Annotated in this window: 12 protein-coding genes; all 12 read right to left on the reverse strand. The window is 58.0% G+C overall.

The annotated features are described in order from the left end of the window. Positions 1-10 precede the first annotated feature (10 nt). Positions 11-1,192, reverse strand: coding sequence for a glycosyltransferase (locus AWB75_RS24035; RefSeq protein WP_061126541.1), 1,182 nt, complete (start codon positions 1,190-1,192; stop codon positions 11-13). Continuing rightward, positions 1,189-2,721 carry a murein biosynthesis integral membrane protein MurJ gene (gene murJ, locus AWB75_RS24040; RefSeq protein WP_087086789.1) on the reverse strand — a complete coding sequence of 511 codons (1,533 nt, stop codon included), beginning with the start codon at positions 2,719-2,721 and terminating at the stop codon, positions 1,189-1,191. The genes AWB75_RS24035 and murJ overlap by 4 nt, the downstream gene beginning before the upstream one ends. Beyond that, positions 2,673-3,806: a glycosyltransferase family 4 protein gene (locus AWB75_RS24045; protein ID WP_327219696.1), complete on the reverse strand. Its 1,134-nt coding sequence runs from the start codon at positions 3,804-3,806 to the stop codon at positions 2,673-2,675. Before AWB75_RS24045 ends, murJ begins: the two co-directional genes overlap by 49 nt. Before the next feature lie 35 nt (positions 3,807-3,841). Beyond that, positions 3,842-4,984 carry a glycosyltransferase gene (locus AWB75_RS24050; RefSeq protein ID WP_061126544.1) on the reverse strand — a complete coding sequence of 381 codons (1,143 nt, stop codon included), beginning with the start codon at positions 4,982-4,984 and terminating at the stop codon, positions 3,842-3,844. Continuing rightward, on the reverse strand, positions 4,977-6,302 hold the full coding sequence (locus AWB75_RS24055; protein ID WP_061126545.1) for an O-antigen ligase family protein: 1,326 nt from the start codon (positions 6,300-6,302) through the stop codon (positions 4,977-4,979). Before AWB75_RS24055 ends, AWB75_RS24050 begins: the two co-directional genes overlap by 8 nt. A 42-nt stretch (positions 6,303-6,344) precedes the next feature. Continuing rightward, positions 6,345-8,582 (reverse strand): polysaccharide biosynthesis tyrosine autokinase, encoded by a 2,238-nt coding sequence (locus tag AWB75_RS24060; RefSeq protein WP_087086793.1) that lies wholly within the window; start codon positions 8,580-8,582, stop codon positions 6,345-6,347. Positions 8,583-8,585: 3 nt separating this feature from the next. Next, a complete protein-coding gene (locus tag AWB75_RS24065; protein ID WP_235012213.1) occupies positions 8,586-9,041 on the reverse strand; it encodes a low molecular weight protein-tyrosine-phosphatase in 456 nt (151 codons plus the stop codon). Positions 9,042-9,141: 100 nt separating this feature from the next. Beyond that, a complete protein-coding gene (locus AWB75_RS24070) occupies positions 9,142-10,317 on the reverse strand; it encodes a polysaccharide biosynthesis/export family protein (RefSeq protein ID WP_235012214.1) in 1,176 nt (391 codons plus the stop codon). Positions 10,318-10,496: 179 nt separating this feature from the next. Then, positions 10,497-11,525: a sugar transferase gene (locus AWB75_RS24075; protein WP_061126548.1), complete on the reverse strand. Its 1,029-nt coding sequence runs from the start codon at positions 11,523-11,525 to the stop codon at positions 10,497-10,499. 138 nt (positions 11,526-11,663) lie between these two features. Further along, a complete protein-coding gene (locus AWB75_RS24080; RefSeq protein WP_061126549.1) occupies positions 11,664-13,085 on the reverse strand; it encodes a mannose-1-phosphate guanylyltransferase/mannose-6-phosphate isomerase in 1,422 nt (473 codons plus the stop codon). 85 nt (positions 13,086-13,170) lie between these two features. After that, positions 13,171-14,589 (reverse strand): UDP-glucose dehydrogenase family protein, encoded by a 1,419-nt coding sequence (locus tag AWB75_RS24085; protein ID WP_061126550.1) that lies wholly within the window; start codon positions 14,587-14,589, stop codon positions 13,171-13,173. 806 nt (positions 14,590-15,395) lie between these two features. Beyond that, entirely contained in the window at positions 15,396-16,499 is a 1,104-nt protein-coding gene (locus tag AWB75_RS24090) for a TraB/GumN family protein (protein WP_061126551.1), read from the reverse strand. Positions 16,500-16,534: the final 35 nt, after the last annotated feature.

Below are 16,534 nucleotides of genomic sequence, written 5' to 3' on the forward strand. Positions count from 1 at the left end.
CGCGCTGAATTCACGCATGTTCCTGACTCCCGCGGTAGATCAGATCGAGCATCTTCTGAGTTCTCATCTCATAGGTCTGCTCCCGCGCTACTTCCAGTCGCGCATCGAGCGTCGCACTCTCGCCTCGCAATGCTGCAGCCACGGCCTCGATGAACGCGTCGTGGGTCTCGGCAAGCTGGGCAACATGGCCGTAGTTCTGAAGCGCATGGAGATTGGTCGACACGACGGGTTTGCCTGCCGCCAGATATTCGAAGAATTTCATAGGGAACATCGCACGGGTGTAATCGTTGATTTGACACGGCAGTATCGCCACGTCGAGTCCTTTCAAGTAGGCCGGCAGGTCGCCGTAGGCGCGCGGACCCAGCAGATGGATGTTGGCGTGCTGTTGCAGTCGCGATACGTCCGTGTTCCGTTCGCCTTCGCCGACCTTTCCGATGAGCACGATCGACCATTCCGGATTTCGCCGCGCCATCTCGGCGATGAGTTCGAAGTCCACCTTATAAGCGCTCAGAGCGCCGATGAAGCCGATCCGAGGGCCGGGAATGCGGGCAAGTTCGTCGTGAACGCCGACGCTGTCTTCCATCGCTGTCTGGAAATGCGAGAAGTCCGCGACGTTCGAGAAATAGTGGGTGTTCTCGTTCCAGGCTCTGCGCGTGTCCAGAAGATGCTGCGAGGTGACGAAGCATAGGTCCGACCGCTTTACCATCTCACGCTCCGCGCGTTCGAGTTCGGCAACCGGCATATCGGGTTGAGCCTTGATCTCATCGACGCAATGAAAAACCACTCGTGCGAACTTGTCGAGCTTAATCAGATCATGCGTCCTGGGGTTATAGGTCCAACACAATTCAGGTTTCATGTCCGCGCTCGCGAGGCATCGGGACAGACCCACGCGCAGAAGGAGCCGGTTCAGGCGCACGACCCAGGGATAGCGATGCAGCGGCAGGATCAGCGGGGACCACACCCACAAGTTCTCGCGAACTTTCCTCGGACCGGCAAGCCCACGCCGTACGCGGCGCAAGATACGCTTCAGATCCGCGCCTGAGGCGGAGGGCTGGCGGATGGCAAGCGAGTCCACATAGAGAACTTTATGCCCCCGGCGCGCCAGTTCGACTGCGACGTGCTGTTTGTTTGTCCAGAATGGGTTGTCCCAGTCCGCCGTCGATATCAATACGATATCGTCTTTACTACTCATATCGTCCTACCTTGAACTCGTGTTTTCATATATCCGAGCATCGTCCGGCGAAGGCGGCTGTTTGCGCCTATCCAGACGATCCAGAAAATGCCTGAAGCGACGGCAGCGATCACCAGACCTTTCAGTCCGGACGGCCAGTCGATCGCAGCAGCGAGCGCGATGTATGCGATCTCTCCTGCGATCATCCAGCCGATCGGACTGAGTTCCTTGAAGCTGTAACCGAATGCACGCGCTGCCATGACGCTATTGACCACGCCGTAGCCCGTTACGGCGAGTCCGATCGCCGCGACACCGATCCAGCGTGACACGACGAGATTGATCGCGACGGAAACCGCCAGGCTGATCATCATGAAAGCGACCGCCGTCCTGTTTCTCAATTGGGCCGCGAGCGCCTTCTGTGCGATGTAGCCGAGTGCCTGGGCCCAAAGGCCGATCGACATGGTGGAAAGAATGGCGCTCGTCAAAAGGATCGAACGCTCGCCAAAAGCGCCTCTGCCATACATCAGCGCCACGACGTCGTGCGCATGCACATAGAGGAATCCCGATGCGGGCACGGTGAGCAACGTCAATGGAACGGCAATTCCAAGCAGCGCCCGGCGAATCTCATCGGCCGACTTGCCCGCGAGTTCGCTCAACACGGCGAGCGCAAAAGGAACTGTGATCAGAATATTGACGGTGTCGGAGACCAGTCGCGCGTAGTCGATCGCCGCCACGGCGCCGTCAGCCAACTGGGTGGCGACGATTCGCTCCACCGCAAAATTGCCCTGCATCAATATCGGCAAAAGGATCAGCGGACGCATCAATCGTAAAACGCGTCGCACGACTTCCTTCACCTGATCGGACCTGATACTTGTCCGCCGGATCAGGCCGAGTGCCGTCAGTCTTCTCCATCCCCAAACGCAGCAGACAATCTGAGCCAGCACGAAACCGGTCGCGAGCAACGCGGACTGTCCAAGATAATAGGCGGCGCAGGTCGATGCGATCAGTCCAACGCTTTGGACGGTCGCGCGAGCGCTCGTCAAGCTATGTCCGCCCGCACCCATCTCCAGATACGACATCAGCCCGGCGAGAATGTAGAGCGGCGCTCCCAGAGAGAGAATCTGCAGGAACATGGTCGCGCAGGCGTGCGTCGGCGCGTTGAAAGTAGGCGCGAGGACACGGACGAGATCCGAAGCGAAGCAGACCATGAGAAGGCCAAGAAGCAGCCCGAAGAGCCCGAATCCCATGAGGACGATCGTCGCAAAGCGCGCTTCGGCGTCTTTGTCCCCCGAACCTTGATACTGCCGTTGCAGCGGTATCACCGCGGCGTTCAAAACATCGGCGGTAAAGAAATTGATGGGAATGAACAGCGCGGCCTGAGCCAACCGGTAAGCGGACGCTACCGGACCCGTTCCATACAGCGATGCGACGAGCAGCTCGCGCCCCACGCCGACAATCTTGCCGATCAGCCCGCCGCTCATGAGCGCAACGATTTTTCGTCTCATCGCCGCCCCGTCCGTCGGATCAGCTCCAGATAAGTCGATGCGCATTGCTCCAATCGATACGCGTCCGAGAGCTGCGTGCGGCCACCCCGCGCGGCAAATTCACACGCGTGTGCAAAGGCCGCGATGACGGCCTCCTGGTCTCGGGGATCGACAGTGAAAATGCCTGCCTGAGGGGGGATGGAGGCAGCCACGCTTCTCGCAAGAACCGATGGAAGTCCGGCGGCCAGTGCCTCCAGCATGTTGAGCGGCAAACCCTCGACCCGAAGTGTCAGGAAGCTGAACACGTCGGCCGCAGCGAAACTGCGCGCCACTTCGCTTCTCGCAAGCGCGCCGGTGAACACGACACGCGAGGCGAGCCCTTTATCTCTCACCAGCGCCTCGAGCGTATTCCGATCCGGCCCGTCTCCCACGATCAACAAACGCGCGCCGGGATTCGATCGCGCGAATATATCGAATGCCAATATGAGTTCACAGACGCCCTTCTGACGATGCAGGCGGCTGACCGATGCGATCACCTGGTGAGTGTCGTCGAATCCATATGCTTGCCTTGCCTTTCGACGAGCCGGGGGCTCGAATGCAAACAGCCGCTCGTCGATGCCGTTGGCGATGATCTCGACTGGCGCGTGAGACCTGGAAAGAAAGGAGGTCCATCGAATCTGCCGTTTGACGAGGTCAGAGATCGCAACGATCGCGTCATAGCGCGAAAGCACGTGACGGTCCTTGAAAATCCAGACAAGATTTCTCGCCGAGCCGAGTATCGATCGTGCCGTCGGCCTGCGCCATTTGGATACGAACTCTCCGATGCTCGATCCATGTGCCTGCATCAACACGGGAACCGTGCGGTTCGTCCGATGCAATACGATTTCGCGCGCGCCCGCGCTGACACCGATGACTGCGTCGAGGCCTTCTTCACACAACATATCGAAAGCGTTCAGCGTGCCCTTCCAGAAGGCCTTCGAATACTGTCCGTCACGCGCTTCCTCGATCGCGACGACGTCGATGCCGTCGATCTGGAAACGGCCCGTACGGCCGGCGATCGCGGATGTCACGACGGTCGTCCTGATGCCGCGCGCGCAAAAGGCCTGCGCCAAATCCCAGACGACACGCTCCATTCCACCGATTCCGTGCATCGGAATCGAACGGGAAAACAGGCTGATATGACGTGTCACTGACGAATCCCACCCATTGCGGAGTAGATCGATTCCAACTTCTGCGTTTGCCGCGCGATATCGAAGTCCCGTTCGACGACGCGGCGTGCGTTCGTGGCGAGGCGCGCATGAAGTTGTGCGTCCGTCAAGATTGCTGCCATGGGTTCAGCGAGACCATCGACATCGCGCTCTGCCGCGAGCAATCCATTCACATCGTCGTGGATCGCTTCCGGAATACCACCATGACGCGTGGCCACACAGGGAATGTGGTGCGCCGAGGCTTCAAGCAACACCATGCCCAGGCCCTCCGAGTCTCCTGACTTGGCGGTCACGCTCGGCAGGCAGAACAGATAGGTGGTCGACATGAGTTTCATGGCGTCGGCCCACGACAAGGTGCCGCGAAACTGGATCGAGTCGCCGAGTCGCAAGGATTTGGCGAGATCCATCAGGTCTTCGCGCAGTGGACCATCTCCAACGATGTCCAACTCGATGTCCGTGATCCCGCGTTTGCGCAGACTTGCGAAAGCCTCGATGAGGTATCGCGTGCCCTTCTTTTCGACGAGACGCGCGATGTGCAGGATTCGGCGTCTCGGTTGAGCATCCCATACGGCAGGTTCGAACGGACGCGCGTCGATGCCCATGTAGTGAGTCTCGAGAAGATGCTCAGGATAGCCATACTCGATTGCCCGGCTTCTGATGAAATCGGACACGCAAATGAGCCGGCTGACTCCTCGCGCAACAGCGTTCCGCGAAAACGCGTATCGCATTTCCGTGGGCTTGCCCGATAACGCAAAGGCCGATCGACGGACTGTCACATCGAACCCATGAAGGGTAGCGATTACGGGAATGTCGAGCGCCTGAGCAAGGTGAATCCCGTATGCTGCATCGAGTCCGAAGTGTGCATGCATGATCGCAGGTCGATCGTCGCGCAAGGCTTCGAGAAAGGGGCGCGGCTCGCACCACAAGCGATTTGCGATGCGGTCCCAGGCCGATGCGCCCTCGATCGTTCTGACCTCGCTATCTTCGGGAGCACGTCCCGAAGTCTTCCGTCCCACATACAACGGGCGATAGCGCTGCAACTGGCTCGCCTGCGCGTGAATGAACGGCTCTGAAGCCTTGAATAACTGATGTCGATAGACAAGCACACTAGGCTTACGCATTTCGCAACCTTCCTGCACCGGAGCGTGTCGATTCGTCTTGATCCGCCTTGCGAATCCGGAAAGCAATCACTCGCGCCACGCCCAGACATGCCGCCAGCATTGGACTCACACGTAGCGTGCCGAGCAATCCCCAGTTTTCTCCCAACCCTTGAATGAAGATAAAGAGAAATCCGCAAAGCATTCCCGCGCCGATCCATGCGGCGCTTTTCGGTCCGCAGCGCATGAACCCGACCATTTCGGTTGCGAATGTGACTGCGAATGCAGCGCCGCAAACGACCGCAGGAATGCCGCTCTGTGACCAAAGTTGAATGAAAGTGTCGTGCGGCGGAAGTTCAAGGATCTTGTTTTGCCACGCATACGATTTGAACGACTCCGCCCAACCACCGAACCCCTGTCCCAGGAATGGACTTCGGATGAACTCCGACGCAGCGTGCGCCCAGATCAGTTGACGTGAGCCGAACGTGTCTGAGGAGTCCTGTCCGAATCGTGTCGATGACAGAAACGACGATCCAGCCACGCCCACGACTACCACACCTGCCAGCATGAAGAACACCAAAGCAAGTCGCGAGGCTGAGATTTTCCTGGATGTGTACGCCAGCATGCTCATGACGAACAACAGCATCACAGCGAGCATCAGGGAAGCCTTGGACCCGGTGAACGCGACCGCGCAAAGGTGTACTACGCCCACGCAAGCCAGCAAGGGCCTACGCAAACCGACGGCAATCCCGACCGTCAGAATCCCGACCATGCCGATCCAGACGCCGCCGAAATTCGCATTGACTTCGAAGCCTCCCGACTTCTCGGGATCGAGTGCGTTGTTTCTCGCAACGTCGAAGAGGCCGTTCAATGTGCTCGGATTGGCAAATATACCGGCGGCCCGGCTCTGCAAGTAGCTGATCTTGACGGCCGGTTCGAGCCGAAATCCGATGACGAGGCCGGATTGAACGAGTGCGCAAACCGAGTAGGCGACGATCAGACCAATGACGAAGCGAGGATCGCGTTTCGCTTCGTGCATACACGCTGCAAATATGAAAAAGAACGGCAGCGTATAGATGATTTCGCGGATCCCGTCACGCACATTGACTGCCCAAAGCAGACTGACAGCCTGCGCCAGAATGAGTGCCGCCAGACACTTCAAGGCCGTGGACGTTCTGAGCGGAGTCCAGACGTCATAGAAGATGAAGAGGCTGAGGCTGAGCAACAAAACCAGCGAGGGATAGATTTCGCCGACGGGCAACGTGTAGATCTGAAGCGGCGCGAGCAGCATCGTGAGCGTGAGCAGGCCACGTCTTATCAGGCCATTATTCCGAAATGCCATTAGCCATCGCTCCGCGCCACGCGACCACGCCAGCGCATCCGTTTAGCGCTTGTCATCATAGGAATACTGATAAGAATACTTGTATCGTCCGTATCTGAACTTGCCGTTTGCGAGCGGAACACCGTTCATCACGGTCCCTTTCAGGTTTACCCCCGCCTGCGTCAGCCGGCGCACCGTCATTTCGATCTCTCTGACCGGATGTGCGCCGAAGCGCAGGACGAGCAGAGCCACACCGCTCAAACGACCGATAATGGCCGCATCGGTTACCGCGAGTACCGGTGCCGTATCGAATATGACGATGTCGTACAGCGCACAAACTTCTTTCTGGAATCGATCGAAGTTTGGATGCAGAAGCAGCTCCGCCGGATTCGGCGGGATCGCGCCGGTCGAGATGAAATCCAACCCCGGCCCCACTTCGCGATGAATTAGGTTCTCGATCTTTCCGACGCCTGAGATGATCTCCGACAGCCCCTTGTTTCGACCGACTCCAAAAGAATCATGCAGGGTGCCGCGCCGCAAGTCCGCGTCGATCAGCAGCACGCGTTTGTTCATGGAACCGAGTATGGCCGCCAGGTTGGAGGCGACGAACGACTTTCCGACGCCTGGCGCGGGACCGGAGATCATGATCGAATTGGTGGGTGCATCTTGCATTGTGAAGTGCAATGCGGTCGCAAGGCTGCGTAGGCTCTCGATCACGCTATCGGACGGGTTCTCGAAGGCCAGGCGGCCTTGCTGCTTCCTCTTGCAAAGCACGGACATCCAGCGCGATCCGCCGCGGCTCTTGGGAATCGTTGCGTATACGGGCAGCCCCAAACGACTTTCGATCACATCGCAATCCTCAACGCCCGATTGCATTCCCGCGCGAGCCAACGAGACACAGATGCCCAGCAGAAAGCCGACGATCGCGGAGAGGCAAATCACCAGCAATTTCTTCGGTTTAACCGGGTAGTACGGAGCAACCGCGTTGTCGACGATTCTCACGCTGCCAATTTTCCCCGCCTTCACGACGCGCAGCTGCTCGAGGTTGTTGAGCAGGTTTGTGTAGAGTTGAGTATTCACCTCGAGGTCGCGCATCAGTCCGAGCGCGGCCTGCTCGTCGTTCGGCAAGCGTTTGATCCGGTCCTTGCTCGCGGACATCGTGCTATTCAACGCGGCGATCTGCTGATCTATCGCGGTTACCTCCGGTGCGTGTTCCATGAAACGCGGAATCAGTGCGGCCCTGCGTTGTTGCAACTCGGCCAGTTGAGCTTCACCATCCACGCTCTGCTTGAGCAGTAACTTGGCTTCCTCCCGCAAGTCGAGGATGACGTGTTCGCGCCGGAAAGCGTTATAGGCTTTCTCCGACTCACCGAGCTGCGACTTGATTACCGGAAGCTGTCCGTCAAGGAACGAAATCATGTTCTGGGCTTCGGCTGACTTTCGGTCAGCGTTCTGCCGCAGATAGATCTGCGCCATCTGATTGAGCACGCGAGCGACCCATACCGGATCTTTGCCTTCGAGCGTCACGCCGACGACGTCGGAATCCTTGCTGCGTTCCGCGATCAGCAGGGACTTCGATAGTTGATCGATCGTATCGAGCCGCTCGTTGCGGATCAGAGTGAATTCCGTATCCGGTTCGCCAGTCAGCTTGTCGATCTTCAGTGAAATTTTCCCCACGCTGGTCTCGCCCGCCGCGAGCTGTCCAACGACTCCATCAAGGATTTTTTCGCCGTCGAGGAGCAGTCGATATCTGCCATCTCCTTGCGCAACGACGATCCACTTGGCGCGATAGAACTGCGCCGGAACGTCGAACACATCGACTTCGATGCGCTCGTTGCCCCACGCATAGCTGCGAAGGCCGAACAAGGGTTTGGCAGGCTGATCTTTAGGGGCCGATTTAGCGACCAGTCGACCGAGCACCGGAAACCGCCGCGGCTCTGCGACGACGAACAAGCGCAAGTCATCGACAGTCTGCCCAAGGACGAGACGCGAGTTGAGAACTTCGATTTCGGTCGTTGCCTGCGACGACACGCCGAGAAAGCCTGACAGGTTCTGACCTAGCAGGGTCGAGGCGGTCGCTCCCCCGGGGGTGGATTGTTCGATTTGGACCGCGAAATCCGACCGATATGTCGGCGCAGCCAGAAACGCGTAGAGCGTGCCGAGTGCCAAACTGACCAAGGTGACGACCACCACGGTCCAACGGCTGTCCCACAGGATAGCCAGAAAGTCACCAATGCCTTTCTCGCCTTCCGAATCCGGCTGCATGAATGCTCTGAGTTGATCGTCGCTTATACCTGACATCGCTTATTTCCTTAATACAGCTGGGGCGTTCAGCCTTGCTATCCAGTCCGCCGTTCCTTCCGCCATCAAGTCGAGCGCCGCACTGAAGTGCGCCTTCGATTTTCGAAACGGGTCAGGCACATCAATCGCGCGACGCTCGAGGAAGCGAAATACGCGTCCCTTTGCTTCGGGAATTCGCCACTCGATCTCCCGCTTCTGAGCCGCTTCCACGACCAATATGAGATCGGCGCTTACCGCCGCCTCGCGCGTGAGGGATCTTGCGACATGGCTCTCGATATCGATACCCTGTTCCGCCATGACCTCAACGGCGAGCGGGTCCGCACTGCGTCCGTTCAGGGCATGGAGACCTGCCGAACTGATGTCGATGAATCCGCATTCGCGTTTCAGCAACGCCGCACCCATCGGACTTCTGCAAATGTTCCCCGTGCAAACCACGAGTATTCGCGTGAATGTGATCACGTCAGCGCCTCCGGTCCGGCACGCTCAACGTCCTGTACCGACGGAGACGAGAGCCAGATAAAACTTGGGTGCGATTCATGCTGAGTCGGCAACGCGGTCATCATTTCGTCAAGATCGCCGCAGTCAGGCCGGCGTTGATGGCGGGCAGCAACAAGGAAAGCACGCGGCTAAAGCGCACGAGGCCATTGCCATCGACGTAGACGACGTCTGACGGTTGCAGGTCGAATTGGTTGGCAAGGATCATGGCAACGGGCGAGTGAGCGTTCAAATGGAACACCTGTGGCTCGGCCGCCGACGCATTGCGGATCACATAGATCTGCGCCGCGTCGGCGCTTGTGCTGTTGAGGCTGCCCGCCTGCGAGAGCGCATCGCTCAATGTGAGTTTGCCGTTCGACATTGGCACTGCACTGGCTGGCTTGTTCACTTCACCCATGACGTACACCGGGCTGTCCGTTCTGGCGAGCACGCGCACGACATCCTTGTTGCGCAGAACGATTTGCGCCGGGCTTTGACCGCGACCGAGCATGGCCGTAAAACTGATGCTATGAGACGTACCGTTGCGGATCAGAACGACACGGCTCTGATCGGCGGTCGAACTGAAACCGCCGGCCCGGCTGATAGCGTCGTAAATCGACATCTGGATGTCGTTGACCGGTTGAACACCCGGCGTGCGAACCTCACCGTCGATGTACACCGCCTGCGAGCGGAACGACGCCACACGCAGTGTCACCTGTGGTGAACGAAGGGTCTTTCCGAGTTGCGCCACGAGCGATTGTCGGGCTTCGTCGGGCTGCAGTCCGGCGACGTGAATGTTGCCTACGTAAGGGAACTGGAGATTCCCGCTCTGATCGACGACAAAACCAGGCGCCGGATCAGCCGTTCGCGCGGTCCCTTGAAGCGGTGCACCTGCCGCCGCGGCGATTTCAGGGTGATCCCATACTGTGATCTGCAGCACGTCGCCCGGCCCGATCCTATAGGGTCCGGGAGGGATGAGCAGCGACGGATCGTCGAGACCGCCACTCGTCGCAGCTTCGTTCTGCATCTTCCGAATTAACGAGAGATCGATGTCCCGGATCGGGATATTTTCAGAGTTCACCGAATTACTCGTGCTTCCAGCACTGACCGGCAGCGTCGGCGAGTCAGTCATCTTCATACCCGGCGCGGCGGCGCATGCGCCCAGAGTGACACACAGAACGATGCCAGCGATGCGTTGCATGCCCTGCCAAAACCCTTTGTTACTAGTCGCCGCTTCCGTCGGCGCATCTTGGTAATTCATTTTCGTTACTCTGGTTACTTTTATATCGACGGGACTGGCCGATGCAATACCAATTGCAAGGCCATTTCGATAAACGCGCGAGCGCTATGATCCGGTTGTTGCATCGGATTCAAGTCCTGCTGCGATCTGGAGGTAAGTCCCGAGTTCGAGCGCTTCAAGACGGTGCCCGCGTGATGTGCTCAATAGGCTCCCACCCGGCGCAGGACGACATTGAAAGTCTTGAAGAGAATGCGAAAATCCTCGCCAAGCGACCAGTTGCTGATGTAGGCCGTATCCAGACTCACGCGAGTCGCGTAGTCCACGTCGTTACGCCCGCTGATCTGCCACAGTCCAGTCATGCCTGGCGTCGCACTCAGGTAGCGAGTCTTGAATTCACCGTACTTCTCCAGTTCGGCTTCGACGATCGGCCGCGGACCTACAAGGCTCATGTCGCCGCGCAAGACATTCCACAGTTGTGGCAATTCGTCCAGACTCGTTGCGCGAAGAAGCCGCCCAACCGGCGTGACACGGATATCGTCCTTGAGCTTGAACTCGCGTTCCCACATTTCGCGCGCCTTCGCGTCGATGGCCAGCAGGTCTGCAAGAACGACGTCGGCGTCCGTCACCATAGTGCGAAACTTAAGACATGCGAACTTCTTCCCGCCCCGTCCGACTCGCTCATGGCCGAAAATCGCCCGTCCGCCGTCGCGTCGGACGACGAGGGAAATTACGCAGAACACGGGACAAAGGACCACTAACAGCATCGCTGACGTCACCAGATCGAAAGCCCGCTTCAGGGCGCGCTGAGAGCGCATTGACGCCGCAGCTTCGCGCTTTCCGGAATTTCTTCTCCATAGGTGCAGGCGCTGGAAGCAACGCATCATGAGCCTCGCAAGGAGCATTCCGAAGGCGCTGAGAAGCGTCCAGGCAATGCTCCAACGAAGAGCGACCGCATCCGCGTTCCGAAGCAGATAGCCGATCGCGAGTTCGCATGCTTGCACCACAAGCCACGCGGCGATGGCGCGGCTGATCAATCGGCGCATCGACACGGAAGGCAGACGGCGGTAGCAACCGAAGGCAGGGAACGCACTCAGTGAAAGCGCCATCGCAAATGCCACCCGCTCCCCTATCAGATGAGGCGTATCAGCGACACACGAATGACCCAACTGCGATGCCAGAAAAGCTCCAAAAACAACAGCGATTAGATCTGTTATCCTAATAAAAAGCATGTCTTTCAAATATGTTGATGCCGGGCGCTGATCTTGGTCGCCGACGCACGGTTGAGCCGGCAACGAAAGTTCGACAAGTCCGTCTAGCTTCATGTATTGCAATCGCCTGCGTGCCGACGCGTCTATCGACGGCTTTTGCTACGCGCGGCCATATGTATCTTCCAGACGAACTATGTCGTCCTCTCCCAGATAAGTGCCCGACTGAACTTCTATCAATTCGAGTGGAATCCTTCCGGGATTGGCCAATCGATGTCTGATGCCCAACGGAATGAAGGTCGACTGATTCTCGGAGAGAATCGTTTCGCTATCCCCGTTCGTTACGACCGCGGTTCCCTTCACGACGATCCAGTGTTCAGCACGATGATGGTGAAGCTGAAGACTGAGTTGCGCGCCGGGATTCACGGCGATGCGCTTCACCTGGAAGCGGTCACCGTGATCTATGCGCTCGTACCAACCCCAGGGACGGAAGACGCGTCGATGAGAACTCGCTTCAATGCGGTGAGCCGCCTCCAGTCTCTCGACGATTTTTTTAACATCTTGTACCTTCTCGCGACTCGTCACTAGCACTGCATCCGGCGTTTCGACGATGACCAGATTGTCGACTCCGACGGCTGCAACCAACCTGTGGTTAGCCCGAATGAAGGAGTTCGAAACGGATTCACAGACGACGTCGCCCGAGAGCGCGTTGCCGTGCTCATCGTGATTCGCCAGATCATCCAGCGAACTCCAGGATCCGATGTCGTTCCATCCCAGATCGTCACTCGGGATAACCACGGCATGATCGGTGCGCTCCATCACGGCGTGGTCGATCGATATGCTGGTGCATGCACCAAAAGCCTCCTCATTCAGGCGAAGGAAATCATCGTCCCGACACGCCTCTTCGACTGCGCGATACGCTTGTGCCACGATGTGCGGTTCGTGCGCTTCCAGTTCCGCCAAATAGCGGGCCGCTTTGAACATATACATTCCGCTGTTCCAGAGATAGCCTCCCTCCTCTAGCAAAGACCGGGCGGTGTCCACCGAGGGCTTTTCGACGAAGCCCTCGATGTTGATCGCATGCACGCTGTTTGCCAGAGCAGGACCCGTACGAATATATCCGTAGCCTGAGTGCGGTTCACTGGGGGTGATCCCAAAAGCCACGAGGAAATTATTCGTTGCAGCATCGGTTGCCGATGAAACCGCTCGGACGAACGCATCCTCGTTTTCTATCGCGTGGTCGGCAGGCAGCACCAGCAGTAATGCGTCGGAGCATTCGCGTAGCGCGACGACCGCTGCGACGGCGGTCGCCGGTGCAGTGTTTCGGCTCACGGGCTCCAAAATAACCGTCGAAGGCGTGACATCTATCTGCCGCAATTGCTCAGCAACGAGGAATCGCTGTTCACTGCTGGTCACGACGATAGGCGGCATTGCGTCAGGCAACTGCTCGAGACGCAACGCGGTCTTCTGGAGAAGACTTTGTTCACCGGTCAGCGCAAGATACTGTTTCGCATAGTTGCCTCTGGACATGGGCCAAAGGCGACTGCCCTTACCTCCACACAAGAGGAGAGGAAAAATTCGCATAACAATGGATGAAAGAGGGATGCCGAATCCGCTTTTGCGAGTCGGTCAATCGACACGCATATTGCGGATTGCAAGCCGACTCGGCTTATCGAATTTCAAGGTGAGACGTTTCGTGTCCGATGTCCCGCGCTCTCGCCGGTACAACGGCTGGGCGCCCCATACAGTAATACTCGAAGCCAGCGCTTGCTAATGCATCGGCTTCGTAGAGGTTACGGCCGTCGAAGATCAACGGTGCTTTCAACAGCTCGCGAAGACGCTGGAAATTCGGCATCTTGAACTCCTTCCACTCGGTGACGATAACCAGAGCGTCCGCGCCTGCTGCCGCTTCGTCTGCACTTCCAACGAACTCGACGCGCATTAATTGGTCCGGGCTCGATTGCAGATCCGAGGTTATCGCCTTGTCGGCTTCTTCCATCGCCACCGGGTCGTAAGCTTTTACCCGCGCCCCGCGAGCGAGGAGATTCGAGATAATCGTCCGGCTCGGCGCTTCCCGCATGTCATCGGTGTTGGGCTTGAAGGCAAGTCCCCAGATCGCAAACACGCGTCCATTCAACCGCTCTCCCAGCCGGTTAGTAATCTTGCTGGTAAAGATCTCGCTCTGTTGACGGTTCACTTCCTGGACTGCGTCCAAGATTCGCATCGACGCACCCGATTCAACTCCCGTCCGCGCAAGCGCTTGAACGTCCTTCGGGAAGCACGAGCCGCCGTATCCCACTCCCGAATAGAGAAAGTCGTATCCGATACGGGGATCTGAACCAATACCGCGACGCACCGATTCGATGTCGGCGCCGACGCGCTCCGCCAAGTTGGACAACTCATTCATGAACGATATACGTGCTGCCAGCATCGAATTGGCGGCGTACTTCGTGAACTCCGCCGAGCGGACGTCCATGTACATCGTACGTTCGTGGTTCCGATTGAAAGGCTTGTAGAGTCTGGCCATTTGTTCACGGCCGAATTGCCCTGCTTCGTCGTCGGCGTTACCGATGACGATACGGTCCGGACGCATAAAGTCCTGAATCGCGGCCCCTTCTTTCAAAAACTCCGGGTTCGATACGACCGTGAACCCATACGAAACGCCGCGATTTTCCAGTTCGCGCCTTACGCTTGCCGCAACACGATCGGCGGTGCCAACTGGAACGGTCGACTTATTGACGATGACTTTGAATTCCCGCATGTGTGACGCAATGCCGCGGGCCGCTGCCAAAACGTAGCCCACGTCTGCTGATCCGTCTTCGCCAGGCGGCGTTCCGACCGCAATGAACAAAACAGATCCGTGCGCAACCCCGGCAGGCAGGTCAGTTGAAAACCACAGTCTTCCGGCCGCCCGGTTTCGATCGATCAGCTCTTTTAATCCGGGCTCGTGAATCGGAATTCCGCCACTTTGGAGAACGGCAATTTTCTTTTCGTCGATGTCAATACAAGCGACTTCATTGCCGATCTCGGCCAGGCAAGCACCGGTAACCAGCCCGACGTATCCGGTGCCAATTATCGTGATCTTCATAAGCAATACCGATTCAATGTCATTTGTAAATTAGTTGACCGTCACAACGAGCGGGCTTATCCGTTCCTGTGTCGTTGATGTCGAGCGAAGACCGGGTTTGTTCTTCCGGTCTTTGCCTCCAGAAATGCCGCACCAGTTTGTGTTTTCCACACAAAATGGACTCGGTAAAATGGAGCTCGGCGCCCGACGGCCATGCCGGCTGCGCTGCTATCGACGTTTTCCGAGCAGCCTGATGGAATCGTCAGTCGCACTGTCTCGTCCTTGTGTAGAGGGCTCGAACGTTGTGCTTGTGAGTCGTAACCGCGCTCCGGAACGCAAATCCGAACTTATATTAGGCTTTTAAGTGATGGAAGTATGTCGGAATAAGCCGCAATATTGGTGCTAAACCAGAACCAGCCAGGAGCGCGAAATCGCCGCTTGTTTGTGCCGCCACTGCTGAGCATTCTGCGGCGGCCAGCATCAATTATTTTTGTCGATTATTCTTTGCGAGAATTTGGAACGAACGAAAACATCAGTGCATGATTGTGACACCAAACTAGCACTATGCCGCATTTCTTTGCTGATTGTTGTCAAGCTTTGTGCGCTAATGTTACGTGCGCTTACCAATGAAAGCTGTTGTGTTATGTAAAGAGATCGTTGATTTAGGATTTGTGCGATTCTATTTTAAACCGATTCTTTGTATTTCTATTTGGGCTAAGCTAACGCTTTCAATTTATGAAAGTCGATTTAATTCAGCCAGGATGCAAGCTCGGCGATTCGACAACCGCGAAACGGGCAGCGCTGCTAGCCTCACCGAGCGTAACTGGCTACCCCGCCCCCACCACAAACCCCCTGGCCCTCAACAACTCCAACACCCCCCTCGGCCCGCCGAGATGCAACGCCCCGATCGCCACAAACACCGGCTTATCCGGCGCGGCCAATGCCACCATCCTCTGCACGAACCGGCGATTGCGCTCATACACGACACGATTATCGACCTGCGCGGCCAGCGTCTTCGACCTGGCCAGCTTCGAGCCCTTCGCGTCATCCCAGGCCTTCAACGCATCGGCATCGCCAATCCGCCATAACCGATGCAGCTCCTTCACGTCCGCGACATTCTCCGCGGGCGTCTGCACCAGATCCTGCGCGAGCATCTCGCGCTGCTGCGCCGAACTCAGGCGCGTGAACGTCGAAATCTGTTCGTTCAACGTCTCCAGCCCGACAATCTTCCCGCGCGCCCGCAGATACACATTCTGCAATTGCGCCTCCGTCCCGTACTCGCTCTGAAATCCCGCCTTCAGCGTGTCGTACGTTTCAATCAGCATCGACGCGAGCCACGGCCGCGTGTGCCGCAATTCCTTGAGCGCCTGCGGATTGTTTCGCATGCGCGACTCGACCTTCTTCCACATCGAGTCCGGCAAGTAGTCGATCAGACATTCGCTGCGGCACACGCCGTAGCGGTTCACATCGTCCTGGGAGAGCAGCAGCTCGTCGGGAGAAATCTCGAGCGCCAATGTCGGCGATGCATCGAGCGCCGCGAGTATCGGTTTGCGAAACGGTTGCTCGGGCGGATAGTCGCTCGCGAATCCCACATGGAGCGTGCCGAGCACGTAGATGGTCGTCGCGCCCTTGGTCGCGACATAGAACGGCATGCGGGGCGGTTGCGCACGCACCGGACCGCTCGCCGTCGTGCCGGTGGACCGATCCGCGCGCGGAGCAGGCGCTGGCGTCGGCGGCGCACTAGACGGCAACGCCGCGGAACTGGCATCGCCCGCGGCCTGCGGCGTGCGCGATCCGACCACCGCAAAGCTGGACGACCACTCGGCGACACCCGCCGTAAACAGCACGAACGACAGCACGATGGCTGTCGCCTGGGCGAAGGCCGCGCGCAAAAAACGCGGCTTGACGTATGAATCCGGCACGACCGACATCTTAAAACATTCACATGACGCGCCGCGCACGCGCC

It is taken from the genome of Caballeronia catudaia (assembly GCF_001544755.2).
Classification (GTDB): Bacteria; Pseudomonadota; Gammaproteobacteria; order Burkholderiales; family Burkholderiaceae; genus Caballeronia; species Caballeronia catudaia.

Bases quoted from the DNA above. Each gene is read 5' to 3' on its own strand.
- AWB75_RS24035 (WP_061126541.1), bottom strand. From the start codon at position 1,192: ATGAGTAGTAAAGACGATATCGTATTGATATCGACGGCGGACTGGGAC.
- murJ (WP_087086789.1), bottom strand. From the start codon at position 2,721: ATGCGCATCGACTTATCTGGAGCTGATCCGACGGACGGGGCGGCGATG.
- AWB75_RS24045 (WP_327219696.1), bottom strand. From the start codon at position 3,806: ATGCACGGAATCGGTGGAATGGAGCGTGTCGTCTGGGATTTGGCGCAG.
- AWB75_RS24050 (WP_061126544.1), bottom strand. From the start codon at position 4,984: ATGCGTAAGCCTAGTGTGCTTGTCTATCGACATCAGTTATTCAAGGCT.
- AWB75_RS24055 (WP_061126545.1), bottom strand. From the start codon at position 6,302: ATGGCATTTCGGAATAATGGCCTGATAAGACGTGGCCTGCTCACGCTC.
- AWB75_RS24060 (WP_087086793.1), bottom strand. From the start codon at position 8,582: ATGTCAGGTATAAGCGACGATCAACTCAGAGCATTCATGCAGCCGGAT.
- AWB75_RS24070 (WP_235012214.1), bottom strand. From the start codon at position 10,317: ATGAATTACCAAGATGCGCCGACGGAAGCGGCGACTAGTAACAAAGGG.
- AWB75_RS24075 (WP_061126548.1), bottom strand. From the start codon at position 11,525: ATGCTTTTTATTAGGATAACAGATCTAATCGCTGTTGTTTTTGGAGCT.
- AWB75_RS24080 (WP_061126549.1), bottom strand. From the start codon at position 13,085: ATGCGAATTTTTCCTCTCCTCTTGTGTGGAGGTAAGGGCAGTCGCCTT.
- AWB75_RS24085 (WP_061126550.1), bottom strand. From the start codon at position 14,589: ATGAAGATCACGATAATTGGCACCGGATACGTCGGGCTGGTTACCGGT.
- AWB75_RS24090 (WP_061126551.1), bottom strand. From the start codon at position 16,499: ATGTCGGTCGTGCCGGATTCATACGTCAAGCCGCGTTTTTTGCGCGCG.